Raw genomic sequence first — 19383 nt, 5'->3', positions numbered from 1 at the left:
CCGTCGCGGCGCTCAGTCGGACGGCGATGACGAGGACGCGCCCGAGCTGCCAACCGACTTGAGCTTCTGCCCGCCGCTCTCGATCACCTCGCCGGTCTTGCGCACACCCTTGCGGACCGCGCGGCCGGTGGCCTCGGCGCCGGTCTCGATGGCTTCGCCGGCCTTGTGCGCGCCGCGCTCGATCGCGGCGCCGGTCTTCTTCGCGCCACGCTCGATGGCTTCGCCGGTCTTGACCGCGGCGTTCGACACGGCTTCGCCGGTCGCGCTCGCGGCCTGTTTCACCTTGGATGGTTCCTCTGCGGCCACGGCGGCCGCGCAGGCGATCAGGGCAACGGCGATGACGGGGGTCTTGCGCATGGGCTCGCTCCTCGCGGACGGTGCGCCGGCGTCCCGCGGGGCGCCGGCCAGTCGCGATTCTGCGCGAACCGGTCGCGCTGCCTGTCGCAGGGTGTGTCCGTCAGTGGCTGATCATCCACGGCCGCTTGCTCGGGAAGGCCTTGGCGCCGTTGGCCGCGGTCACCGTGGCGCCGCGCCGCGTGGACGCGCCGGAGGAGCAGCAGCCGCAGCCCGACGGGTGCCGCAGGCGCTGGTAGTCGCGCGAGCTCTTCGGCTCATGTCGCGCGCGCTCGTTGACCTCGATCGCGCTGCGGGTGCTGCCGGCCATCAGCGCCAGCCGTGGCGCGCTGACGAAGACGCGCGGCGACTCGCGCTGGCAGTCGGGGCAGGTGGCCGGCTCGTTGCGGGCGGACAGCGTGCGGAAGGCGTCGAAGCCGCCGCACGCGGGGCAGGCGTAGTCGTAGGTGGGCATGGCGGCGGCCTCGGGGGACTCAGAGGTCGGGCGACAGCGGCATGTCGATCGAGCCGTCGAGGTACTTCACCGGCCCGGCGGCGCTGGGGTTGATGTCGAAGTCGAAGATCTGCGTCGGCAGCCACAGCGTGGCGCAGGCGTTCGGGATGTCGACCACGCCGCTGATGTGCCCCTGCACCGGCGCCGTGCCGAGGATGGAGTGCGCCTGCGCGCCGGAGTAGCCGAACTTCTTCAGGTACTCGATGGCGTTCAGGCAAGCCTGGCGGTAGGCCACGTGGACGTCGAGGTAGTGCTGCTGGCCGTGCTCGTCGACCGAGATGCCCTCGAAGATGATGTAGTCGTTGTAGTGCGGCGTGATCGGGCTGGGCTTGAAGATCGGGTTCTTGATGCCGTACTTGGCCATGCCGCCCTTGATCAGGCTCACCTTCATGTGCACCCAGCCGGCCATCTCGATCGCGCCGCAGAAGGTGATCTCGCCGTCGCCCTGGCTGAAGTGCAGGTCGCCCACGCTGAGGCCGGCGCCGTCCACGTACACCGGGAAGTAGATCTTGGAGCCGCGTGACAGGTCCTTGATGTCGCAGTTGCCGCCGTGCTCGCGCGGCGGCACGGTGCGCGCACCCTCGGCGGCGGCCTTGGCCTTGGCCTCGCCGGTCATCTTGCCCATGTGGGCGGTGGCGGCGAACGGCGGGCAGGCCAGCGCGGGCACGCGGTCGGGGTCGGTCGCGATGAAGGCGGTCTCGCGCTCGTTCCACAGGTCGAGCATCTTCTTGTCCGGCAGGCAGCCGATCAGCCCGGGGTGGATCAGGCCGGCGAACTGCACGCCGGGCACGTGGCGCGAGCTGGTGAACATGCCGTGGAAGTCCCAGATCGACTTCTGCGCCTGCGGGAAGTGGTCGGTGAGGAAGCCGCCGCCGTTCTTCTTGCTGAAGAAGCCGTTGAAGCCCCACAGGCTGTCGGGCTTGGCGCCGATGTCGAGCAGGTCCACCACCAGCAGGTCGCCGGGCTCGGCGCCCTTCACGCCCACCGGGCCCGACAGGTAGTGCACCGTGGTCAGGTCGATGTCGCGCACGTCGTCGGCGCTGTCGTTGTTCTTGATGAAGCCGCCGGTCCAGTCGAAGGTCTCGAGGATGAAGTCGTCGCCCGGCTTGACCCAGCAGGCCATCGGGATGTCCGGGTGCCAGCGGTTGTGGATCATCTCGTTCTCGGTGGGCGACTTCGTGAGGTCGACCTTGATCAGGGTGTCGGTCATGAGGGGCTCCTTGGGCGGGGTTGTCGCGGGGCGCTTGGGGGGGGTCAAACGGAGAGGTACTGCTTGATGTGGGCCACGTCGGTGCTGGCGCGCGGGGTCTCGTGCACGAGCCGGCCGCCCTCGATGACGAACAGCCGGTCGGCCACGTCCATCGCGAAGCTCAGCACCTGCTCGGAGACCACGATCGTGATCTCGCGCATCTTGCGGATCTCGTTGAGCGCCTTCGCGATGTCCTTGATGATCGACGGCTGGATGCCTTCGGTTGGCTCGTCGAGCAGCAGCACCTTGGGGTTGGTGACCAGCGCGCGGGCGATCGCGAGCTGCTGCTGCTGGCCGCCCGACAGGTTGCCGCCCTTGCGGCGGCGCATGTCGAACAGCACCGGGAACAGCGCGTAGATCTCTTCCGGGATCTCCTTGTGCTTGGCGTTCTCCAGGCCGGTCTGGATGTTCTCCTCGACGCTGAGCGTCGGGAAGATCATGCGGCCCTGCGGCACGTAGGCGATGCCCTTGGAGACGCGGCGGTAGCTCTCGTCCTTGGAGACGTCCTGGCCGTCGATCGCTATCGTTCCCGACTTCAGCGGCAGGATGCCGATCAGCGACTTGAACAGCGTGGTCTTGCCCATGCCGTTGCGGCCCATGATCGCGACCGTCTCGTTCTTCTTGGCCGAGAAGTCGATGCCGTGCAGGGCCTCGCTCTGGCCGTAGGCGACGTGCAGGTTCTTGACGTTGAGCATGATGGTGTCCTCAGTGGCCCAGGTAGACGTCGATGACCTTGGGGTCGTTCTGCACCTTGTCCATCGAGCCTTCGGCGAGGATCTTTCCCTGGTGCATCACGGTCACCTTGTGGGCGATCTGCTTCACGAAGTCCATGTCGTGCTCGATCACGATCACCGCGCGGTTCTTGCAGATGCGCTGCAGCAGCTCGGCGGTGAGCTCGCGCTCGCGTGCGCTCATGCCGGCGATCGGCTCGTCGAGCATCAGCAGCTCGGGCTCCTGCATCAGCAGCATGCCGATCTCGAGCCACTGCTTCTGGCCGTGGCTCAGCAGGCCGGCCTCGGTCTCCAGCAGCTCGGCGAGGCCGATCTCCTCGGCCACCACCTGCACGCGCGCCTTCACCGTGTCGTCGCACTTGAAGAACAGCGCGCCGGCCACCGAGCGGCCCTTGGGGAAGGACACCTCGAGGTTCTTGAACACCGACAGGTTCTCGTAGATCGACGGTGTCTGGAACTTGCGGCCGATGCCCAGGCGCACGCGCTTGTGCTCGGCCATCCTGGTGAGCTCGGTGTTCTGGAAGCGGATGCTGCCGTGGCTCGCCTTGGTCTTGCCGCAGATCAGGTCGAGCAGCGTGGTCTTGCCGGCGCCGTTCGGGCCGATGATCACGCGCAGCTCGTTCTTGTCGATGTAGAGCGTGAGCTTGTCGATGGCCTTGAATCCATCGAAGGAGACCGTCAGGTCCTCGACCGCCAGCGCGAAGTCGGTGTTGCTCATGTCATGGGTCCTCGGTTCAGGCGCGCTGGCCGCTCACGCCGCCGGGCAGCTTCGAATCGCCGGATGGCGGCGTGGCGCGGGCAGGCTTGGGCGGCGCATCGGGGTAGGCGGCGTGCGCGGCGGCCACGCGCTCCCGGGTCGATCGGCGGTCGGCCTGGCGTTTCGTCCACCACGGCTTCACGTGGCTCTCCCACAGTCCGGCCAGCCCCATCGGGAAGGCCAGCGTCACGCCGATGAACAGCGCGGCCATCAGGAACAGCCACAGGTCCGGGAAGCTCTCCGAGAAGAAGGTCTTGCCGGCGTTGACCAGCAGCGTGCCGTAGACGGCGCCGACCAGGCTCATGCGCCCGCCGACCGCCGCGAAGATCACCATCTCGATCGACGGCACGATGCCGACGAAGCTGGGCGACATGAAGCCCACCTGCAGAGAGAACAGCGCGCCGCCGATGCCCGACAGCGCCGCGGCCAGGCAGAAGGTGAAGATCTTGAAGTTGGAGACGTCGTAGCCGGAGAAGCGCACCCGGTCTTCCTTGTCGCGCATCGCCAGCAGCAGGGTGCCGAGCTTGCTGGTCTGGATCCAGCGGCACAGCAGGATGCTGGCCACCAGCAGCGCCACGCAAAGGTAGTAGAGGATGTACTTGGCGCTGTCGGTGCGCGTGTCCCAGCCGAGCACGGTCTTCAGGTCGGTCATGCCGTTGACGCCGCCGGTGTAGCCCTGCTGGCCGATGATCAGCACCGTGAGGATCAGCGCGACCGCCTGCGTGATGATCGCGAAGTACACGCCGCCGACGCGGCGCTTGAACATCGCGAAGCTGATGATCCAGGCCAGCAGCGTGGGCACCGCGATCACCAGAATGAGGCTCAGCGGCAGGCTCTTGAACGGCAGCCACATCATCGGCAGCTCGGTGATCTGGTTCCAGTCCATGAAGTCGGGGATGCCCGGCGTGGTCTGGATCTTGGTGGTCTCCGGGTCGGAGGCCTCGAGCTTCAGGAACATCGCCATCGCGTAGCCGCCGAGCCCGAAGAACACGCCCTGGCCCAGGCTCAGCACGCCGCCGTAGCCCCACACCATCACCAGGCCGACAGCGACGAAGGCATAGGTGAGGTACTTGCCGACCAGGTTGAGTCGGAAGATGTCCAGCGTGAGCGGCAGCACGACCGCGAGCAGCAGGATCAGCAGCAGCAGGCTGCCGAGCCCCGAGTTCTTAGACCACGCGAGCAGCGATTTCATGGGAAGGGGTCCTCTGCGTCGGAAAACGGTGTCAGCGCCGGACCTTGACGGCGAACAGGCCTTGCGGGCGGAACATCAGGATCAGCACGATCAGCGACAGCGTCAGCACCTTGGCCATCGAGCCGGTCATGAAGAACTCGGAGATCGACTGCGTCTGCGCGATGCCGAAGGCCGAGACCACGGTGCCGAACAGGCTGGCCGCGCCGCCGAAGGTGACCACCAGGAAGGCGTCGACGATGTAGAGCGAGCCGGAGGTGGGCCCGGTGGAACCGATGGTGGTGAAGGCCGCGCCGGCGACACCGGCGATGCCGCAGCCGATCGCGAAGGTCAGGCGGTCGGTCTTCATCGTGTTGATGCCGATCGCGTTGGCCATCGTGCGGTTGCTGACCGTTGCGCGCACGCGCAGGCCCCAGCGGCTCTTGTAGAGCGCGATCAGCACCAGCGTGGTGACCAGCGCGGTCAGTCCCAGCACGAACAGGCCGTTGATCGGGATGTCCAGCCCCTCGTGCGGCGCCCAGGAGCCGAGCAGCCAGTCGGGCAGCGTCGGGCTCACTTCCTTCGGGCCGATGAAGGTGCGGAAGACCTGCTGCAGCCCCAGGCTCACGCCCCAGGTGGCGAGCAGCGTGTCGAGCGGGCGCTTGTAGAGGTGGCGGATCAGGCCCCACTCGACGCCCCAGCCGACGATGAAGGCGAACACGAAGGCCAGCACGATGGCGACCGGGAAGTAGTAGGGCACCAGCGTCGGCGCGAACTTCTCGGTCAGCGTGGAGCCGAGGAAGATGGTGTAGGCGCCGATCGTCATGAACTCGCCGTGCGCCATGTTGATGACGCCCATCTGGCCGAAGATGATCGCGAGCCCCAGCCCCATCAGCAGCAGCACCGCGAACAGGCTCAGGCCCGCGAAGCCCTGCATCAGGCCGATGTTCATCATGTCGGTGAAGGTCATCGCGGCGTCCTGGTGTTTGCGTCTTCGGGCCCCTCTCCCGCGTGCGGGAGAGGGCGGGGGGAGGGCTCGGCCTCTTATTGATATCCCTTGGGGAACGGGTCCGGCTTGATCAGCTCGGGCGACTCCGCCACCACCTTGAAGGTCGCGTCGGGCATGCCCTGGCCGATGCGCGCCTTGCTCCACAGGTGGTGGTTGGCGTCGAGCTTCACGTAGCCCTCGGGCGCGGTCTTCAGTTCGATGCCGGGCGAGGCCGCGACCACCTTGTCGACGTCGAAGCTGCCGGCCTTCTCGACCGCCGCCTTCCACAGCCACGGGCCCAGGTACCCGGCCTGCGTCACGTCGCCGATCACGGCGTCCTTGCCGTACTTGGCCTTGAAGGCCTCGACGAACTTCTTGTTGTTGTCGTTGGTCAGCGACTGGAAGTACTTCATCGACGAGTAGAAGCCGGCGAAGTTCTCGCCGCCCACGCCGGTCATCTCGTCTTCGGTCACCGACAGCGTCAGCAGGAACTGCTTGTCGCCGGTGATGCCGGCGGCCTTGAGCTGCTTGTAGAAGGCCACGTTGGAGCCGCCTACCACCGCCGCGAAGATGCAGTCGGGCTTGGCGACCTTGACCTTGTTGATCAGCGAGTTGAAGTTGGTGTGGCCCAGCGGGTAGTACTCCTCGCCCTTGACCGTGCCCTTCTGGAAGTTCTCGATGTGCTTGCGCGCGATCTTCATCGAGGTGCGCGGCCAGATGTAGTCGGAGCCGACCAGGAAGAAGGTCTTGGCCTTCTTCTCCTTCGCGCCCCAGTCCAGGCCCCAGATGATCTGCTGGGTGGCTTCCTGGCCGGTGTAGATGACGTTCTTGCTCTGCTCCAGGCCTTCGTAGAAGGTCGGGTAGTACAGCAGGCCGTTCTCTTTCTCGAACACCGGCAGCACCGCCTTGCGCGAGGCGCTGGTCCAGCAGCCGAACACGGTGGCGACGCGGTCGTTGACGAGCAGCTTCTTGCTCTTCTCGGCGAAGTTCGGCCAGTCGGAGGCGCCGTCCTCGGAGATCACCTTGATCTTGCGGCCGAGGATGCCGCCCATCGCGTTGATCTGGTCGATGGCCAGCTGCTCGGCCTGCACCGAGCCGGTCTCCGAGATGGCCATCGTGCCGGTCTTGGAGTGCAGCTGCCCCACCGTCACCTCGGTGTCGGTGACGGCGAGCTTGGTGGTGTTGACCTTGGCGGTCGGGAACTGCTGGGCCAGCGCCCAGGCCGGCATGCCGGCCAGCGGCAGCGCGCCGAGGCCCTGCAGCAGGCGACGGCGATCGACGGAGAACGGGGCGTCATCACGATCTTGGGACATGGCTAGCGACTCCTGCGGACGGTGGTTGGAAGAGGCGGCATGAAGCGATAGCAGCCGCGACGGAAGCGATGGTGCGGACAAGCGTGCGCAGGCCGAATACGTCAATCGACGTAGCCCGCAAATGCGGCGCAGGGCCCGCAAACGGTGCTCCGGCGCGGGTCGGCGCGGTTCTTGCACCAGCACGGGGAAGAACTGGAAGTGCACCGTGTCGATCGCTACGCAGAAGATCTTTCGCATCCGGCGTGACTACAACGCCTGGGTCGCCGACGAGTCCATGGAGGACTACGCGCTGCGCTTCACGCCGCGCAGCTTCCGCAAGTGGTCGGAGTGGCGTGTCGGCAACGCCGCGTTCGGCGCCACCTCCTTCCTCGCGCTCGAGGCCATCGGTGCCTCGGTGGCGCTGAACTACGGCTTCTCGAACGCGCTGTGGGCCATCCTGGTGGTGTGCGTGGTGACCTTCTTCACCGGCCTGCCGATCAGCTACTACGCCGCCAAGTACGGCGTCGACATGGACCTGCTGACGCGCGGCGCCGGCTTCGGCTACCTCGGCTCCACGCTCACCTCGCTGATCTACGCGAGCTTCACCTTCATCTTCTTCGCGCTCGAGGCCGCCATCCTGGCGCTGGCGCTGCAGATGTACTTCGACTGGCCGCTGGCGCTGTGCTACCTGCTGTCGTCGCTGGGCATCGTGCCGCTGGTGATGCACGGCATCACGCTGATCTCGCGGCTGCAGCTGTGGACGCAGCCGGTGTGGATCGTGCTGTTCTTCTGCCCCTACGTGGCGATCCTGCTGAAGAACCCCGAGGCCTTCGCCGACTTCACCGGCCTGGCCGGCCGCAGCTCGGGCAGCAGCGGCTTCGGCTGGCTCATGTTCGGTGCGGCCGCCACGGTGGCGTTCTCGCTGGTGGTGCAGATCGGCGAGCAGGTCGACTACCTGCGCTTCCTGCCGGAGAAGACGAAGAAGAACCGGGTGCGCTGGTGGACCGCGGTGCTGGTGGCCGGGCCGGGATGGATCGTGCCGGGCGCGATCAAGATGCTGGGCGGCGCCTTCCTCGCCTTCATCGCGTTGCAGCACCAGATCCCGACCGACAAGGCCATCGAGCCGACGCAGATGTACCTGGCCGGCTTCTCCTACGTGTTCGACAACGCCTCCTGGGTGCTGCTGGCCACCACGGTGTTCGTCGTCGTGTCGCAGGTCAAGATCAACCTGACCAATGCCTACGCCGGCTCGCTGGCGTGGTCCAACTTCTTCGGCCGGCTGACGCACAGCCACCCGGGCCGCGTGGTCTGGCTGGTGTTCAACGTGCTGATCGCGATGCTGCTGATGACGCTGGGCGTGTTCGAGGCGCTGGAACGCGTGCTCGGCCTCTACAGCAATGTCGCGATCGCCTGGGTCGGCGCGCTGGTGGCCGACCTGGTGATCAACAAGCCGCTGGGCTGGAGCCCGAAGCACATCGAGTTCAAGCGCGCCCACCTCTACGACATCAACCCGGTCGGGCTGGGCGCGATGCTGTTCGCGGCCACCCTGGCGATCGTGGCCTACGCCGGTGTGCTGGGCCCGGTGGCCGAAGCCTTCGCGCCCTTCATCGCACTGCTGACGGCGATGGGGGTCTCGCCGCTGCTGGCCTGGCTGACGCGCGGTCGCTACTACGTGGCGCGCGAGAGCCGCAGCGAGTGGGCGCCGGGCCAGATGGTGGCCTGCTCGGTGTGCGACAACCGCTTCGAGTCCGAGGACATGGCGCACTGCCCGGCCTACGAGGCGCCGATCTGCTCGCTGTGCTGCACGCTCGACTCGCGCTGCCACGACCGCTGCAAGAGCGGCTCGCGCGCGGCCGAGCAGGTGGGTGCGGCGCTCGGCGTGGTGCTGCCGGCCTCGCTGGCCTCGCACGTGAACTCGCGCGTCGCGCACTACCTGGTGACGGTGGTGTCGCTGCTGGCGCTGCTGGCGGTGATCTTCGGCGTGGTGTACGACCAGGAGAGCACGCTGCGCGGCGCGCAGGGGGTGGCGCTGCAGGGGCCGTTCCTGAAGGTGTTCGCGCTGCTGGCGCTGGTGGCGGCGGTGGGCGCGTGGTGGATGGTGCTGGGCAGCGAGAGCCGCCACCTCGCGCAGGAGGAGTCCAACCGGCAGAACCAGCTGCTGACGCGCGAGATCGACGCGCACCAGCGCACCGACGCGGCGCTGCAGGCCGCCAAGGAGGTGGCCGAGTCGGCCAACCAGGCGAAGACGCGCTACGTGGCCGGCATGACGCACGAGCTGCGCACGCCGCTGAACAGCATCCTGGGCTATGCGCAGATCCTGCTGAAGGACGGCGTGCTGAGCGCCGCGCCGCGTGAGGCGGTGCACACCATCCGGCGCAGCGGCGAGCACCTGATGGGGCTGATCGACGGCCTGCTCGACCTGGCCCGCATCGAGGCTGGCCGGTTGCGACTGGAGCCGGCGGCGCTGCCGCTGCCGGCCTTCCTGGACGAGCTGGTGCGCATGGTGCAGCCGCAGGCGCAGGCCAAGCGCCTGGCCTTCGTCTACACGCACAGCGGCCGTATGCCCGCGTGGGTGCACGCCGACGCCAAGCGGCTGCGGCAGATCCTGATCAACCTGCTGAGCAACGCGGTGCGCTTCACCGACGAGGGCACGGTGACGCTGCACGTCGACTGCCGGCGCGAGGTGGTGCGCTTCGACGTGGTGGACACCGGTATCGGCATCGCGCCGCAGGACCAGCAGCGCATCTTCATGCCCTTCGAGCGCGGCGCGGCGGGGCGCCGGCGTGGCGAGCCCGGCACCGGCCTGGGCCTCACCATCACGGCGCTGCTCACCTCGCTGATGGGCGGCGAGCTCGGACTCGTCAGCGCACCCGGGCGCGGCAGCACCTTCAGCGTGCGGCTCTACCTGCGCGAGGTGAGCGACCCCGGCCCGCAGGCCGAAGCGCCGCGCCAGGTGGGCGGCTACGTGGGTCCGAGGCGCACGCTGCTGGTGGTGGACGACCAGCCGGTGCAGCGCCAGATGCTGGCCGGCATGCTGGCGCCGCTGGGCTTCGTGCTGCGCGAGGCGGCCAGCGGCAGCGAGTGCCTCGACAGCCTGCGCGAGGCGGTGCCCGATGCGATCCTGCTCGACATCACGATGGACTACCTCGACGGCTGGCAGACCGCGCGGCTGGTGCGCGACGCCGGCTACACGCTGCCGATCCTGATCGTCTCGGCCAACATGTTCGAGAACCAGCCCGAGCGCCTGCTGGCCGCGCAATGCCAGGCCTTCATCGGCAAGCCGGTGATCGAGTCGGAACTGATCGCGACGCTGCAGCGCCACCTCGGCATCGAGTGGATCGCCGCGCACGCGTCGACCCTGCCGCCACTGCCGCCGGAGGCCCCGGCCGACCTGCGCCGCCTGCCGGCCGAGGCGCGCACCGAGCTCTTGCGGCTGGCGCAGATCGGCCACGTGCACGGCCTGCGGCGTCAGCTCGACGCGATCGAGGCCAGCGATGCGCGGCATGCCGCGGCCTGTGCGCGGCTGCGCGCCTGCCTCGCGGCCTTCGATCTCGAGGGTCTGCAGGCCTGTCTGACGGAGGCCGCCGATGGACAGCCGGCCTGAACCGCCGCAGCCCGAGACCGCGCGCCCGGTGGTGCTGGTGGTCGACGACGCGCCCAGCAGCCTGGGCATGCTGTGCGACACGCTGGAGGACGCCGGCTACACGGTGCTGATCGCGCGCGACGGCGAGGCGGCCCTGCAGCGGCTGCGCTTGGTGGTGCCCGACGTGATCCTGCTCGACGCGATGATGCCGGGGATGTCGGGCTTCGAGACCTGCCGCGTCCTCAAGGCCGACCCGGCGCTGACGCACATCCCGGTGATCTTCATGACCGGGCTGTCGGAGACCGCGCACGTGGTCGAGGGCTTCGCGTGCGGCGGGGTCGACTACGTGGTCAAGCCGATCCGTGCGCCCGAGGTGCTGGCGCGGCTGCACACGCACGCCCGCAATGCGCGCATCACGCGGCTCGCGCGCGAGGCGGTCGACGTGGCCGGGCTGGGCGTGCTGCTGGTCGACGCGCACGGCCGCATCGCCTGGCGCTCGCCGCAGGCCGAACGCTGGCTCGCGGCCTGCGGCCCGGACGGTCCGGGCAACGTGATCGCGCCTGCCGAGGCCGGCACCGAGCGCGTGTTCCAGATGCCCGGCCCGCTCGCGCCGCAGCGCCTGACGCTGCGCAGCCTGGGGCCGGCCGGCATGGGCGAGACGATGTGGCTGCTGGAGGTGCAGCGCGGCGACGGCAGCGACGGCGCCGCCTCGCCGTCCCGGCTCAGCGCAGCGGCGCTGACGCCGCGCGAGACCGAAGTGCTGTCGTGGCTGGCCAAGGGCAAGACCAACCGCGACATCGGCGACATCCTCGGCGTGAGCCCCCGCACCGTGAACAAGCACCTCGAGCACATCTTCGAGAAGCTCGGCGTGGAGACGCGCGCGGCGGCGGCGGCACTGGCGAGCACGCAGTGGGGTGGCGATTAGGGCTGTTCGACGCGACCGGAGGGCTCGCTATACTTCCGCCCACAGCGCCGATTTGATCCGGATTGCGGGCGCTCAACAAATGCAGCTAAAGAGGGGCCCTCGACCGTTCACCACCGTCACCCGGCCTCGCTAGCGCAGCGACGCCGGGTTGTCTTTTTCTTGGGTTGAATATCGGGATGGCTTCGGTCGGCATCGTCACTCCACAGTCCCTGCGCCTGAACGCGCCGCTGCCGCTGCGCAGCGGTGCCGTGCTCGACGACTGCACGCTGGTCTACGAGACCTACGGCACGCTCAACGCCACGCGCAGCAATGCCGTGCTGGTGTGCCATGCGCTCAACGCCTCGCACCACGTGGCCGGTCGGTACGAGGGCCAGGACAAGAGCGAGGGCTGGTGGGACAACCTGATCGGGCCAGGCAAGCCGCTGGACACCGACCGGTTCTTCGTCATCGGCGTCAACAACCCGGGCTCCTGCTTCGGCTCCACCGGGCCGGCCTCCACTGACCCGAAGACCGGCCGGCCCTACGGCGCGGACTTCCCGGTCGTCACCGTCGAGGACTGGGTCGACGCCCAGGCCCGGCTGCTCGACGCGCTGGGCATCGAGCAACTGGCCGCGGTGATCGGCGGCAGCCTGGGCGGCATGCAGGCGATGAGCTGGACCGTGCGCTACCCGCAGCGTGTGCGGCATGCCATCGTGGTGGCCTCGGCGCCGAACCTGTCGGCCCAGAACATCGCGTTCAACGAGGTTGCCCGGCGCGCCATCGTCACCGACCCCGACTTCCACGGAGGGCACTTCTACGCCCACGGCGTGGTGCCCAAGCGCGGCCTGCGCGTGGCGCGCATGGTCGGCCACATCACCTACCTCAGCGACGACGTGATGGCGAGCAAGTTCGGCCGCCAGACACTGAACCCCGAGCTCGCCTACAGCACCCAGGACATCGAGTTCCAGATCGAGAGCTACCTGCGCTACCAGGGCGACAAGTTCAGCGACTACTTCGACGCCAACACCTACCTGCTGATCACGCGCGCGCTCGACTACTTCGATCCGGCGCGCGAGTTCGACGGCGACCTGAGCCGCGCGCTCGCCGGCGCCACGGCGAAGTTCCTGGTGGTCAGCTTCACCACCGACTGGCGCTTCTCGCCCGAGCGCTCGCGCGAGATCGTCAAGGCCCTGGTCGACAACCGGCGCGACGTGAGCTACGCCGAGATCGACGCACCGCATGGCCACGACGCCTTCCTGATGACCGACGCGCGCTATCACAACGTGCTGCGCGCCTACTTCGCCCGCATCGCCGACGAAGCCGTGGCACCGGCAGGTGGGATCAAGGGGTTCGCGGTATGAACGAGACGATGCAGAGTCCCCCGCGGGCCGAGCGCCGGGCCGCTCCCAAGCCGGCCCGCATCCCCTCGGGGGATCGGTTGGCGTGTCCGCCAGACGAGGGGCGGCCATGAGCGAGCGGAAGGACCTGGAGCTGATCGCGCAGCTCGTGCCGCAGGGCTCGCGCGTGCTCGACCTCGGCTGCGGCAACGGCGCGCTGCTGGCGCTGCTGCGCGACACCCGCGGCTGCACCGGCTACGGCGTCGAGCTCGACGACGCCAAGGTGCACGACTGCGTGCAGCGCGGCGTCAACGTGATCCAGCGCAACCTCGACGAGGGGCTGGCCATCTTCGCCGACCAGGCCTTCGACGTGGTGCTGCAGCTCGACACGCTGCAGAACCTCCGCAACACCGAGGCGATGCTGATCGAGACGGTGCGTGTGGGCCGGCTCGGCATCGTCAGCTTCCCGAACTTCGCGCACTGGCCCAATCGCGTGTCGGTGCTGCGGGGCCGGATGCCGGTGACCAAGGTGCTGCCCTACCAGTGGTACGACACGCCCAACATCCGCGTCGGCACCTTCGCCGACTTCGAGGTGCTGGCTCGCAAGAACGGCCTGCGCGTGCTCGACAGCTTCGGCCTGCAGAACGGCCACGCGGTGCGGCGCTGGCCCAACCTGATGGCCGGCACGGCGCTGTTCAAGTTCGAGCGGGCCTGATCTGGCGCAAGGCGCATCCCCCGGGAATACGAAGACCTTACAGGGGTCGCGAGTGTGGCGCGGATGTTGCATCCGTGTGTGACGCAATGCGCGCGGCGTCACAGTTTTCGCTTATTGTCGCGACTGTCGACACGCGTCGACTGAGATGCCCGTGCCGTTCAATGCAACCAGAGACGAGGAGCGTATTCGTGAGCGATGACTTCATTCGGGAAGGGGAGCTGACCGACATCCGCAGCTATCCGGCGTGGGCGCAAGACCTGGTCGAGAGCTGCGCCGAGACGCGCGAACGTGTGGCCTCGCACGAGCTCTTCCATCGCATGCGCGACAACGAGCTCGACGCCAACCAGATCAGCACCTTCCTGGTCGGCGTGTGGCCGGTGATCGAGCAGTTCCCGCAGTACATGGCGCAGAACCTGCTGAAGCTTCAGTACGGCCGGGCCCGCGGCCACGACCTGGCACGCCGCTATCTGATCCGCAACATCCGCGTCGAGCAGAACCATGCCGACCATTGGGTCGAATGGGCCGTCGCCAGCGGCGTGAGCCGCGACGAGCTGCTGTACGGCGAGGTGCCGACCGAGACGCACGCGCTGTCGCACTGGTGCTGGCACACCTGTGAACGCGACACCCTGGCCGCCGCGATGGCCGCCACCAACTACTCGATCGAGGGCGTGACCGGCGACTGGTCGGCGCTGGTCTGCTCGTCTGACGTGTATGAGCAGAGCTTCCCGCTCGAGGTGCGCGCCAAGGCCATGAAGTGGCTCAAGCTGCATGCCAAGTACGACGACACCCATCCCTGGGAAGCGCTCGAGATCATCTGCTCGATCATGGGCACCGACCCGACGCAGCGCGGCGTGTCGCTGATCCGCTCGCGCGTGCTCAAGAGCTACGAGTACATGCGGCTCACGCTCGACTACTCGCTCAACGCCGAGCAGGTGGCCACCATCCCGGGCCAGCTGCTCTCGCTGGTCTACCCGGAGGAGCGCAAGCGCGCGGCCTGAAGCGTCGGATGACCGGCCTGCTCCCGCCCATGGGCGGGACTCACGGCCTCGCCAGGGTGCGAACCCGGCGAGGCCGTGGTGTTTTCAGCGGGGGCTGTTGCTGCTGACGGCCACCGGCGCGGCGGCGGCATCGGTCGGGGCGGTCCAGCCGCCGCCCAGCGCGCGGTAGACGCTGACCAGCGCGGTGGCCGTGCCCACCTGGGCCTGCACCAGCTGATCGCGGCTGGCGAGCACCTCGCGCTCGGCATCCAGCACCACCAGGAAGTCGGTCACGCCGGCGTCGTAGCGCAGCCGGGCCAGCTCGGCGGCCTCCTCGGCGCTGCGCGCGGCGCGGTCCAGGCGTTCGGCGCGCTGCGCGTTGCGGGTGAACTGCGTCAGCGCGCCTTCGGTTTCCTCCAGCGCGGTCGCCACCGTCTGCTCGTAGCTCGCGAGGCTGGCCTGGGCGCGTGCCTCGCTGGCGGCGATGCGCGAGCGCACCCGGCCGAAGTCGAGCACGCTCCAGCTCAGGCCCGCGCCCAGCGAGTAGATCGCCGATTCGCTGCGGCCCAGGTCACCGAGCGTGGCCGCATTCAGGCCCAGCAGGCCCGACAGCGAGATGCGCGGATAGAGATCGGCCTTGGCGACGCCGATGTTGGCGGTGGCGGCGGCAAGCTGGCGTTCGGCGGCGATCAGGTCCGGACGGCGCGCCAGCCAAGCCTCCGTGGTGCCCAGCGGCAGCGCCGAGAGGTCGGTCACCGGCAACCCGGGCAGCGCGGCCGGCGGCGCGAGCGTGGTCGCCAGCGCGCGCGGCGGCTGCGCGCTCAGCGTGGCCAGGCGGTAGATCGTGCGGTCGATCGAGGCCTGCAGCGCGGGCCGCGTGGCCTCGGTGTTCTCGACCAGCGTGCGCGCCCGCGCGATGTCGAGCTGGGTGCCGCGGCCGGCGTCGAGCCGGGCCTCGGTGATGCGCAGCGACTCGCGCTGGTTGACCAGCGAGGTGTCGGCGACCTGCAGCCGCTGCTGCAGGCCGCGCAGTTCCAGGTAGTTGCGCGCCACCTCCGCGGCCACCGCGGTGTGGGCCGCGTGCAGGCCGGCCTCGCTGGCGGCGACCAGCGCCGCGGCCGACTCGCTGGCGCGGCGGTTGCGGCCGAAGAAGTCGAGCTCCCAGTTCGCGACGAAGCCGGCGTCGTAGACCGTGCCGGTGCGGTCGCTGCGCGACAGGCCCGGCGCCTGCGTGATCGGCGTGACGCCGCGCGTCGCGCCGGCACTGATGCCGACGTCGGGCAGCAGCGCGGCCTGGGCCAGCCCGAGATCGGCGCGTGCCTCCTGAAGGCGTGCCTGCGCGATGCGCACGTCGCCGTTGGCGGCCAGCGCGCGTTCGACCAGCGTGCTCAGCGCCTCGTCGCCGAAGCCGCGCCAGAAGCTGGCGATGTCGGCCGACACCGGCTGGGTGTTGTTGGCCGACGCGCCGGCATTGATGAATTCGGCATCCACCGTGCGGGCGGGCCGCTCGTAGTTCGGACCGACCGCGCAGCCGGTGGCGATCAGGGCGGCCGCGGCCAGCACGCCGAGACGGAAGGGCAGCCGGGGGATAGGGGCGTCACGCATGGTCGTCTCCCGTCGGGGCGCGCGGCTTCAGCGGCGCGGCATGGGCGGTGGGCAGGTGCTTCTTGGGGGCGAGCTTGCGCAGCAGCACGTAGAACACCGGCGTCAGGAACAGGCCGAACACGGTGACGCCGAGCATGCCGCTCGCCACCGCGATGCCCATCGCCTGGCGCATCTCGGCGCCGGCGCCGCTGGACAGCACCAGCGGGATCACGCCGGCGATGAAGGCGATCGAAGTCATCAGGATCGGACGCAGCCGCAGGCGGCAAGCCTCGACCACCGCCTTGACGGTGCTGCGGCCGTGGTCCTCCAGCTCGCGGGCGAACTCGACGATCAGGATGGCGTTCTTGCACGCCAGCCCCACCAGCACCACGAAGGCGATCTGCGTGAAGATGTTGTTGTCGGCCGGCTGCCCCAGGAAGCCGCTGAGCCACACGCCAGTGATCGCGCTCAGGATGCACATCGGCACGATCAGGATGATCGCCAGCGGCAGCGTGGTGCTCTCGTAGGTGGCCGCCAGCACCAGGAACACCAGCAGCACGCACAGCGGGAAGATGTAGATCATCGTGTTGCCGGCGGTCTTCTCCTGGTAGACCAGCTCGGTCCACTCGTAGCTGATGCCGCGCGGCAGCGTCTCCTTCAGGATCTTCTCCATCTCGGCCTGCGCCTCGCCGGAGCTGAAGCCGGGCTTGGCCGCGCCGTTGAAGTCGGCGGTGTAGAAGCCGTTGTAGCGGCCCACCGAACCCGGCCCGAAGGTGGGTTCGATGCGCATCATGGCCGACAGCGGCACCATCTCGCCGGCGGCGTTGCGGATCTTCAGCGCGCCGATGTCCTCGGCCTTCGCGCGGTGGCCGGAGTCGGCCTGCACGATCACCTGGTAGGTCTTGCCGAAGCGGTTGAAGTCGTTGACGTAGAGCGAACCCAGATAGGTCTGCATCGTCTCGTAGATGTCGCTGAGGTTGACCCCCATCTGCTTGGCCTTGGTGCGGTCGACGTTGGCGAACAGCTGCGGCACGTTGATCTGGTAGTTCGAGAACGCCTGCGTGATCGTGCTGTTGGGGTTGCCGTAGATGCGGCCCATCAACTGCTGCACCGCACCGTTGAGCGCCCCCTCGCCCAGCGAGTCGCGATCCTGCAGCTGCAGCTTGAAGCCCCCGGCATTGCCCAGGCCGCTCACCGGCGGCGGCGACAGCACGAACATGAAGGCGTCCTGGATCGCGCCCAGCCGCTGGTTGACCTGCCCGACGATCGCGTCGGCGCTCTGCTCCGGCGCCGTGCGGTTCTCGAACTCGTCGAGGCTCAGGAACACGATGCCCGAGTTGGGCGCCGCGGTGAAGCCGTTGATCGACAGGCCGGGGAAGGCCACCGAACTCTTCACGCCCGGGACCGACAGCGCGATCTCGCTGAGCTGGCGGATGACCTTGGTGGTGCGTTCGAGGCTCGCGCCGTCGGGCAACTGCGCGATGCCGATCAGGTACTGCTTGTCCTGCTGCGGCACGAAGCCCGGCGGGACCAGCTTGAACAGCAGCAGGGTGGCACCCAGCAGCACTGCGTAGATCACCAGCGCGATCGACTTGCGCTTGACGACGGTGCCGGTGACGCCGCGGCTGTAGCGGTCGGCATTGCGCGTGAAGAAACGGTTGAACCAGCCGAAGAAGCGGCCGAACACCTTGTCCATGCCGCGCGTCAACCAGTCCTTCTTCGCGTGGTGCGGCTTCAGCAGGATGGCGCTGAGCGCCGGCGACAGGGTCAACGAGTTGAACGCCGAGATCACCGTGGAGATCGCGATCGTCACGGCGAACTGCTTGTAGAACTGGCCGGACAGGCCGGACACGAAGGCCAGCGGCACGAACACCGCGCACAGCACCAGGCCGATGGCGATGATCGGGCCCGACACCTCCTGCATCGCCTTCACGCTCGCATCGCGCGGGCTCAGGCCGGCCTCGATGTTGCGTTCCACGTTCTCCACCACCACGATCGCGTCGTCGACCACGATGCCGATCGCCAGCACCAGGCCGAACAGCGTGAGGGTGTTGATCGAGAAGCCCAGCGCAAGCAGCACCGCGAAGGTGCCGACGATGGACACCGGCACCGCCAGCAGCGGGATGATGGACGCGCGCCAGGTCTGCAGGAACACGATCACCACCAGCACCACCAGCGCGATCGCCTCGACCAGCGTGTGGATCACCTTCTCGATCGAGGTGGCGACGAAGCGCGTGGGGTCGTAGACGATGGCGTAGTCGACGCCGGGCGGGAAGTCGGCCTTCAGCCGCTCCATCGTGGCGCGCACGTCGTTCGACAGCTGCAACGCATTGGAGTTGGGCGCCTGGAAGATGCCGATCGCGGCTGCTTCCTTGTTGTTCAGCAGCGAACCGAGCGAGTAGGTGTTGGGGCCGAGCTCGACGCGACCGAGGTCGCGCACGCGGATCACCGAACCGTCGGCGGTGTCGGCGCGCACGATGATGTCGCCGAACTCCTGCTCACTGCTGAGCCGGCCCTGGGTGTTGATCGCGAGCTGGAACTCGGTGTTGTTCGGTGACGGCGGCGCGCCCACCACACCGGCGGCGACCTGCGCGTTCTGCTCGCGGATCGCGCCCACCACGTCGGCCGAGGTCAGGCCGCGGGCCGACAGCTTCTGCGGGTCGAGCCAGATGCGCATCGCGTAGTCGCCCGAGCCGAAGGTCTGCACCGAGCCCATGCCCGGGATGCGCAGCAGCGGGTCGCGCACGTTGAGCGTGGCGTAGTTGCGCAGGTAGAGCGCGTCGTACTTGTTGTCCGGCGAGACCATGTGCACCACCATGGTCAGGTTCGGCGAGCTCTTCTCGGTGGTCACGCCGATCTGGCGCACCACCTCGGGCAGGCGCGGCAGCGCGCGGTTCACGCGGTTCTGCACCGCGGTCTCGGCCACCTCGGGGTTGGTGCCGATCTTGAAGCTGATCGTCAGCGTCAGGGCACCGTCGGCCGAGGCCTGGCTGCCCATGTAGAGCATGTTCTCGATGCCGTTGATCTGCTCTTCGAGCGGCGTGGCCACCGTCTCGGCGATCACGCGCGGGTTGGCGCCGGGGAACTGCGCGCGCACCACCACCTGCGGCGGCGCGACCTCGGGGTATTCGGAGATCGGCAGCTTGAAGATCGCGATCGCGCCGACCAGCGTGATGAAGACCGACAGCACGGCCGCGAAGATCGGCCGGTCGATGAAGAAGCGGGACAGGTTCATGGAAGCCGCTCCCGGA

At 68.5% G+C, this 19383-nt stretch carries 15 protein-coding genes; 5 read left to right on the top strand and 10 right to left on the bottom strand.

Annotated features, from left to right (window positions below):
- Nucleotides 1-12: 12 nt before the first annotated feature.
- The 8 genes from MPE_RS18160 to urtA form a co-directional block, all read right to left on the bottom strand.
- Nucleotides 13-357: a hypothetical protein gene (locus MPE_RS18160; protein WP_011831167.1), complete on the bottom strand. Its 345-nt coding sequence runs from the start codon at nucleotides 355-357 to the stop codon at nucleotides 13-15.
- 100 nt (nucleotides 358-457) lie between these two features.
- Nucleotides 458-808 (bottom strand): FmdB family zinc ribbon protein, encoded by a 351-nt coding sequence (locus MPE_RS18155; protein ID WP_011831166.1) that lies wholly within the window; start codon nucleotides 806-808, stop codon nucleotides 458-460.
- A 19-nt stretch (nucleotides 809-827) separates the two neighbouring features.
- Nucleotides 828-2057 (bottom strand): formamidase, encoded by a 1230-nt coding sequence (gene fmdA, locus MPE_RS18150; RefSeq protein WP_011831165.1) that lies wholly within the window; start codon nucleotides 2055-2057, stop codon nucleotides 828-830.
- Nucleotides 2058-2101: 44 nt separating this feature from the next.
- Nucleotides 2102-2791 (bottom strand): urea ABC transporter ATP-binding subunit UrtE, encoded by a 690-nt coding sequence (urtE, locus tag MPE_RS18145; protein ID WP_011831164.1) that lies wholly within the window; start codon nucleotides 2789-2791, stop codon nucleotides 2102-2104.
- Between the two features lie 10 nt (nucleotides 2792-2801).
- Nucleotides 2802-3545 (bottom strand): urea ABC transporter ATP-binding protein UrtD, encoded by a 744-nt coding sequence (gene urtD, locus MPE_RS18140; protein WP_011831163.1) that lies wholly within the window; start codon nucleotides 3543-3545, stop codon nucleotides 2802-2804.
- A gap of 16 nt (nucleotides 3546-3561) precedes the next feature.
- Nucleotides 3562-4776: an urea ABC transporter permease subunit UrtC gene (gene urtC, locus MPE_RS18135; RefSeq protein WP_011831162.1), complete on the bottom strand. Its 1215-nt coding sequence runs from the start codon at nucleotides 4774-4776 to the stop codon at nucleotides 3562-3564.
- Between the two features lie 31 nt (nucleotides 4777-4807).
- The gene (gene urtB, locus MPE_RS18130; RefSeq protein WP_011831161.1) at nucleotides 4808-5722 is read right to left on the bottom strand and encodes an urea ABC transporter permease subunit UrtB; all 915 of its coding nucleotides are present in this window, start codon (nucleotides 5720-5722) and stop codon (nucleotides 4808-4810) included.
- A 74-nt stretch (nucleotides 5723-5796) separates the two neighbouring features.
- Entirely contained in the window at nucleotides 5797-7053 is a 1257-nt protein-coding gene (urtA, locus tag MPE_RS18125; protein ID WP_011831160.1) for an urea ABC transporter substrate-binding protein, read from the bottom strand.
- Nucleotides 7054-7174: 121 nt separating this feature from the next.
- On the opposite strand from urtA, the gene MPE_RS18120 reads away from it, so the two are divergent.
- From MPE_RS18120 to MPE_RS18100, 5 genes are all read left to right on the top strand, one after another.
- Entirely contained in the window at nucleotides 7175-10636 is a 3462-nt protein-coding gene (locus MPE_RS18120) for a hybrid sensor histidine kinase/response regulator (protein WP_011831159.1), read from the top strand.
- The gene (locus tag MPE_RS18115) at nucleotides 10620-11540 is read left to right on the top strand and encodes a response regulator transcription factor (RefSeq protein WP_011831158.1); all 921 of its coding nucleotides are present in this window, start codon (nucleotides 10620-10622) and stop codon (nucleotides 11538-11540) included. Before MPE_RS18120 ends, MPE_RS18115 begins: the two co-directional genes overlap by 17 nt.
- A 176-nt stretch (nucleotides 11541-11716) precedes the next feature.
- Entirely contained in the window at nucleotides 11717-12880 is a 1164-nt protein-coding gene (gene metX / locus MPE_RS18110; RefSeq protein WP_011831157.1) for a homoserine O-succinyltransferase MetX, read from the top strand.
- Between the two features lie 106 nt (nucleotides 12881-12986).
- Nucleotides 12987-13571, top strand: a complete 585-nt coding sequence (metW, locus tag MPE_RS18105; RefSeq protein WP_011831156.1) for a methionine biosynthesis protein MetW — start codon at nucleotides 12987-12989, stop codon at nucleotides 13569-13571.
- 188 nt (nucleotides 13572-13759) lie between these two features.
- Nucleotides 13760-14569, top strand: a complete 810-nt coding sequence (locus MPE_RS18100) for an iron-containing redox enzyme family protein (RefSeq protein ID WP_036234030.1) — start codon at nucleotides 13760-13762, stop codon at nucleotides 14567-14569.
- Between the two features lie 84 nt (nucleotides 14570-14653).
- Here the strand turns inward: MPE_RS18100 and MPE_RS18095 are convergent, their stop codons facing one another.
- Nucleotides 14654-16153, bottom strand: a complete 1500-nt coding sequence (locus tag MPE_RS18095; protein ID WP_011831154.1) for an efflux transporter outer membrane subunit — start codon at nucleotides 16151-16153, stop codon at nucleotides 14654-14656.
- Nucleotides 16146-19367 (bottom strand): efflux RND transporter permease subunit, encoded by a 3222-nt coding sequence (locus MPE_RS18090; protein WP_011831153.1) that lies wholly within the window; start codon nucleotides 19365-19367, stop codon nucleotides 16146-16148. The genes MPE_RS18095 and MPE_RS18090 overlap by 8 nt, the downstream gene beginning before the upstream one ends.
- Nucleotides 19368-19383: the final 16 nt, after the last annotated feature.

This window comes from Methylibium petroleiphilum PM1, assembly GCF_000015725.1.
Lineage (GTDB): Bacteria > Pseudomonadota > Gammaproteobacteria > Burkholderiales > Burkholderiaceae_C > Methylibium > Methylibium petroleiphilum.
This window is presented reverse-complemented; position numbering and strand designations above follow the sequence as displayed.

What these genes read in the sequence shown, in the direction of transcription:
- metX (WP_011831157.1), top strand. Translation starts at nt 11,717, where the DNA reads ATGGCTTCGGTCGGCATCGTCACTCCACAGTCCCTGCGCCTGAACGCG.
- MPE_RS18090 (WP_011831153.1), bottom strand. Translation starts at nt 19,367, where the DNA reads ATGAACCTGTCCCGCTTCTTCATCGACCGGCCGATCTTCGCGGCCGTG.
- urtE (WP_011831164.1), bottom strand. Translation starts at nt 2,791, where the DNA reads ATGCTCAACGTCAAGAACCTGCACGTCGCCTACGGCCAGAGCGAGGCC.
- MPE_RS18115 (WP_011831158.1), top strand. Translation starts at nt 10,620, where the DNA reads ATGGACAGCCGGCCTGAACCGCCGCAGCCCGAGACCGCGCGCCCGGTG.
- urtC (WP_011831162.1), bottom strand. Translation starts at nt 4,776, where the DNA reads ATGAAATCGCTGCTCGCGTGGTCTAAGAACTCGGGGCTCGGCAGCCTG.
- MPE_RS18155 (WP_011831166.1), bottom strand. Translation starts at nt 808, where the DNA reads ATGCCCACCTACGACTACGCCTGCCCCGCGTGCGGCGGCTTCGACGCC.
- urtB (WP_011831161.1), bottom strand. Translation starts at nt 5,722, where the DNA reads ATGACCTTCACCGACATGATGAACATCGGCCTGATGCAGGGCTTCGCG.
- urtD (WP_011831163.1), bottom strand. Translation starts at nt 3,545, where the DNA reads ATGAGCAACACCGACTTCGCGCTGGCGGTCGAGGACCTGACGGTCTCC.
- MPE_RS18120 (WP_011831159.1), top strand. Translation starts at nt 7,175, where the DNA reads ATGCGGCGCAGGGCCCGCAAACGGTGCTCCGGCGCGGGTCGGCGCGGT.
- urtA (WP_011831160.1), bottom strand. Translation starts at nt 7,053, where the DNA reads ATGTCCCAAGATCGTGATGACGCCCCGTTCTCCGTCGATCGCCGTCGC.
- metW (WP_011831156.1), top strand. Translation starts at nt 12,987, where the DNA reads ATGAGCGAGCGGAAGGACCTGGAGCTGATCGCGCAGCTCGTGCCGCAG.
- fmdA (WP_011831165.1), bottom strand. Translation starts at nt 2,057, where the DNA reads ATGACCGACACCCTGATCAAGGTCGACCTCACGAAGTCGCCCACCGAG.
- MPE_RS18095 (WP_011831154.1), bottom strand. Translation starts at nt 16,153, where the DNA reads ATGCGTGACGCCCCTATCCCCCGGCTGCCCTTCCGTCTCGGCGTGCTG.
- MPE_RS18160 (WP_011831167.1), bottom strand. Translation starts at nt 357, where the DNA reads ATGCGCAAGACCCCCGTCATCGCCGTTGCCCTGATCGCCTGCGCGGCC.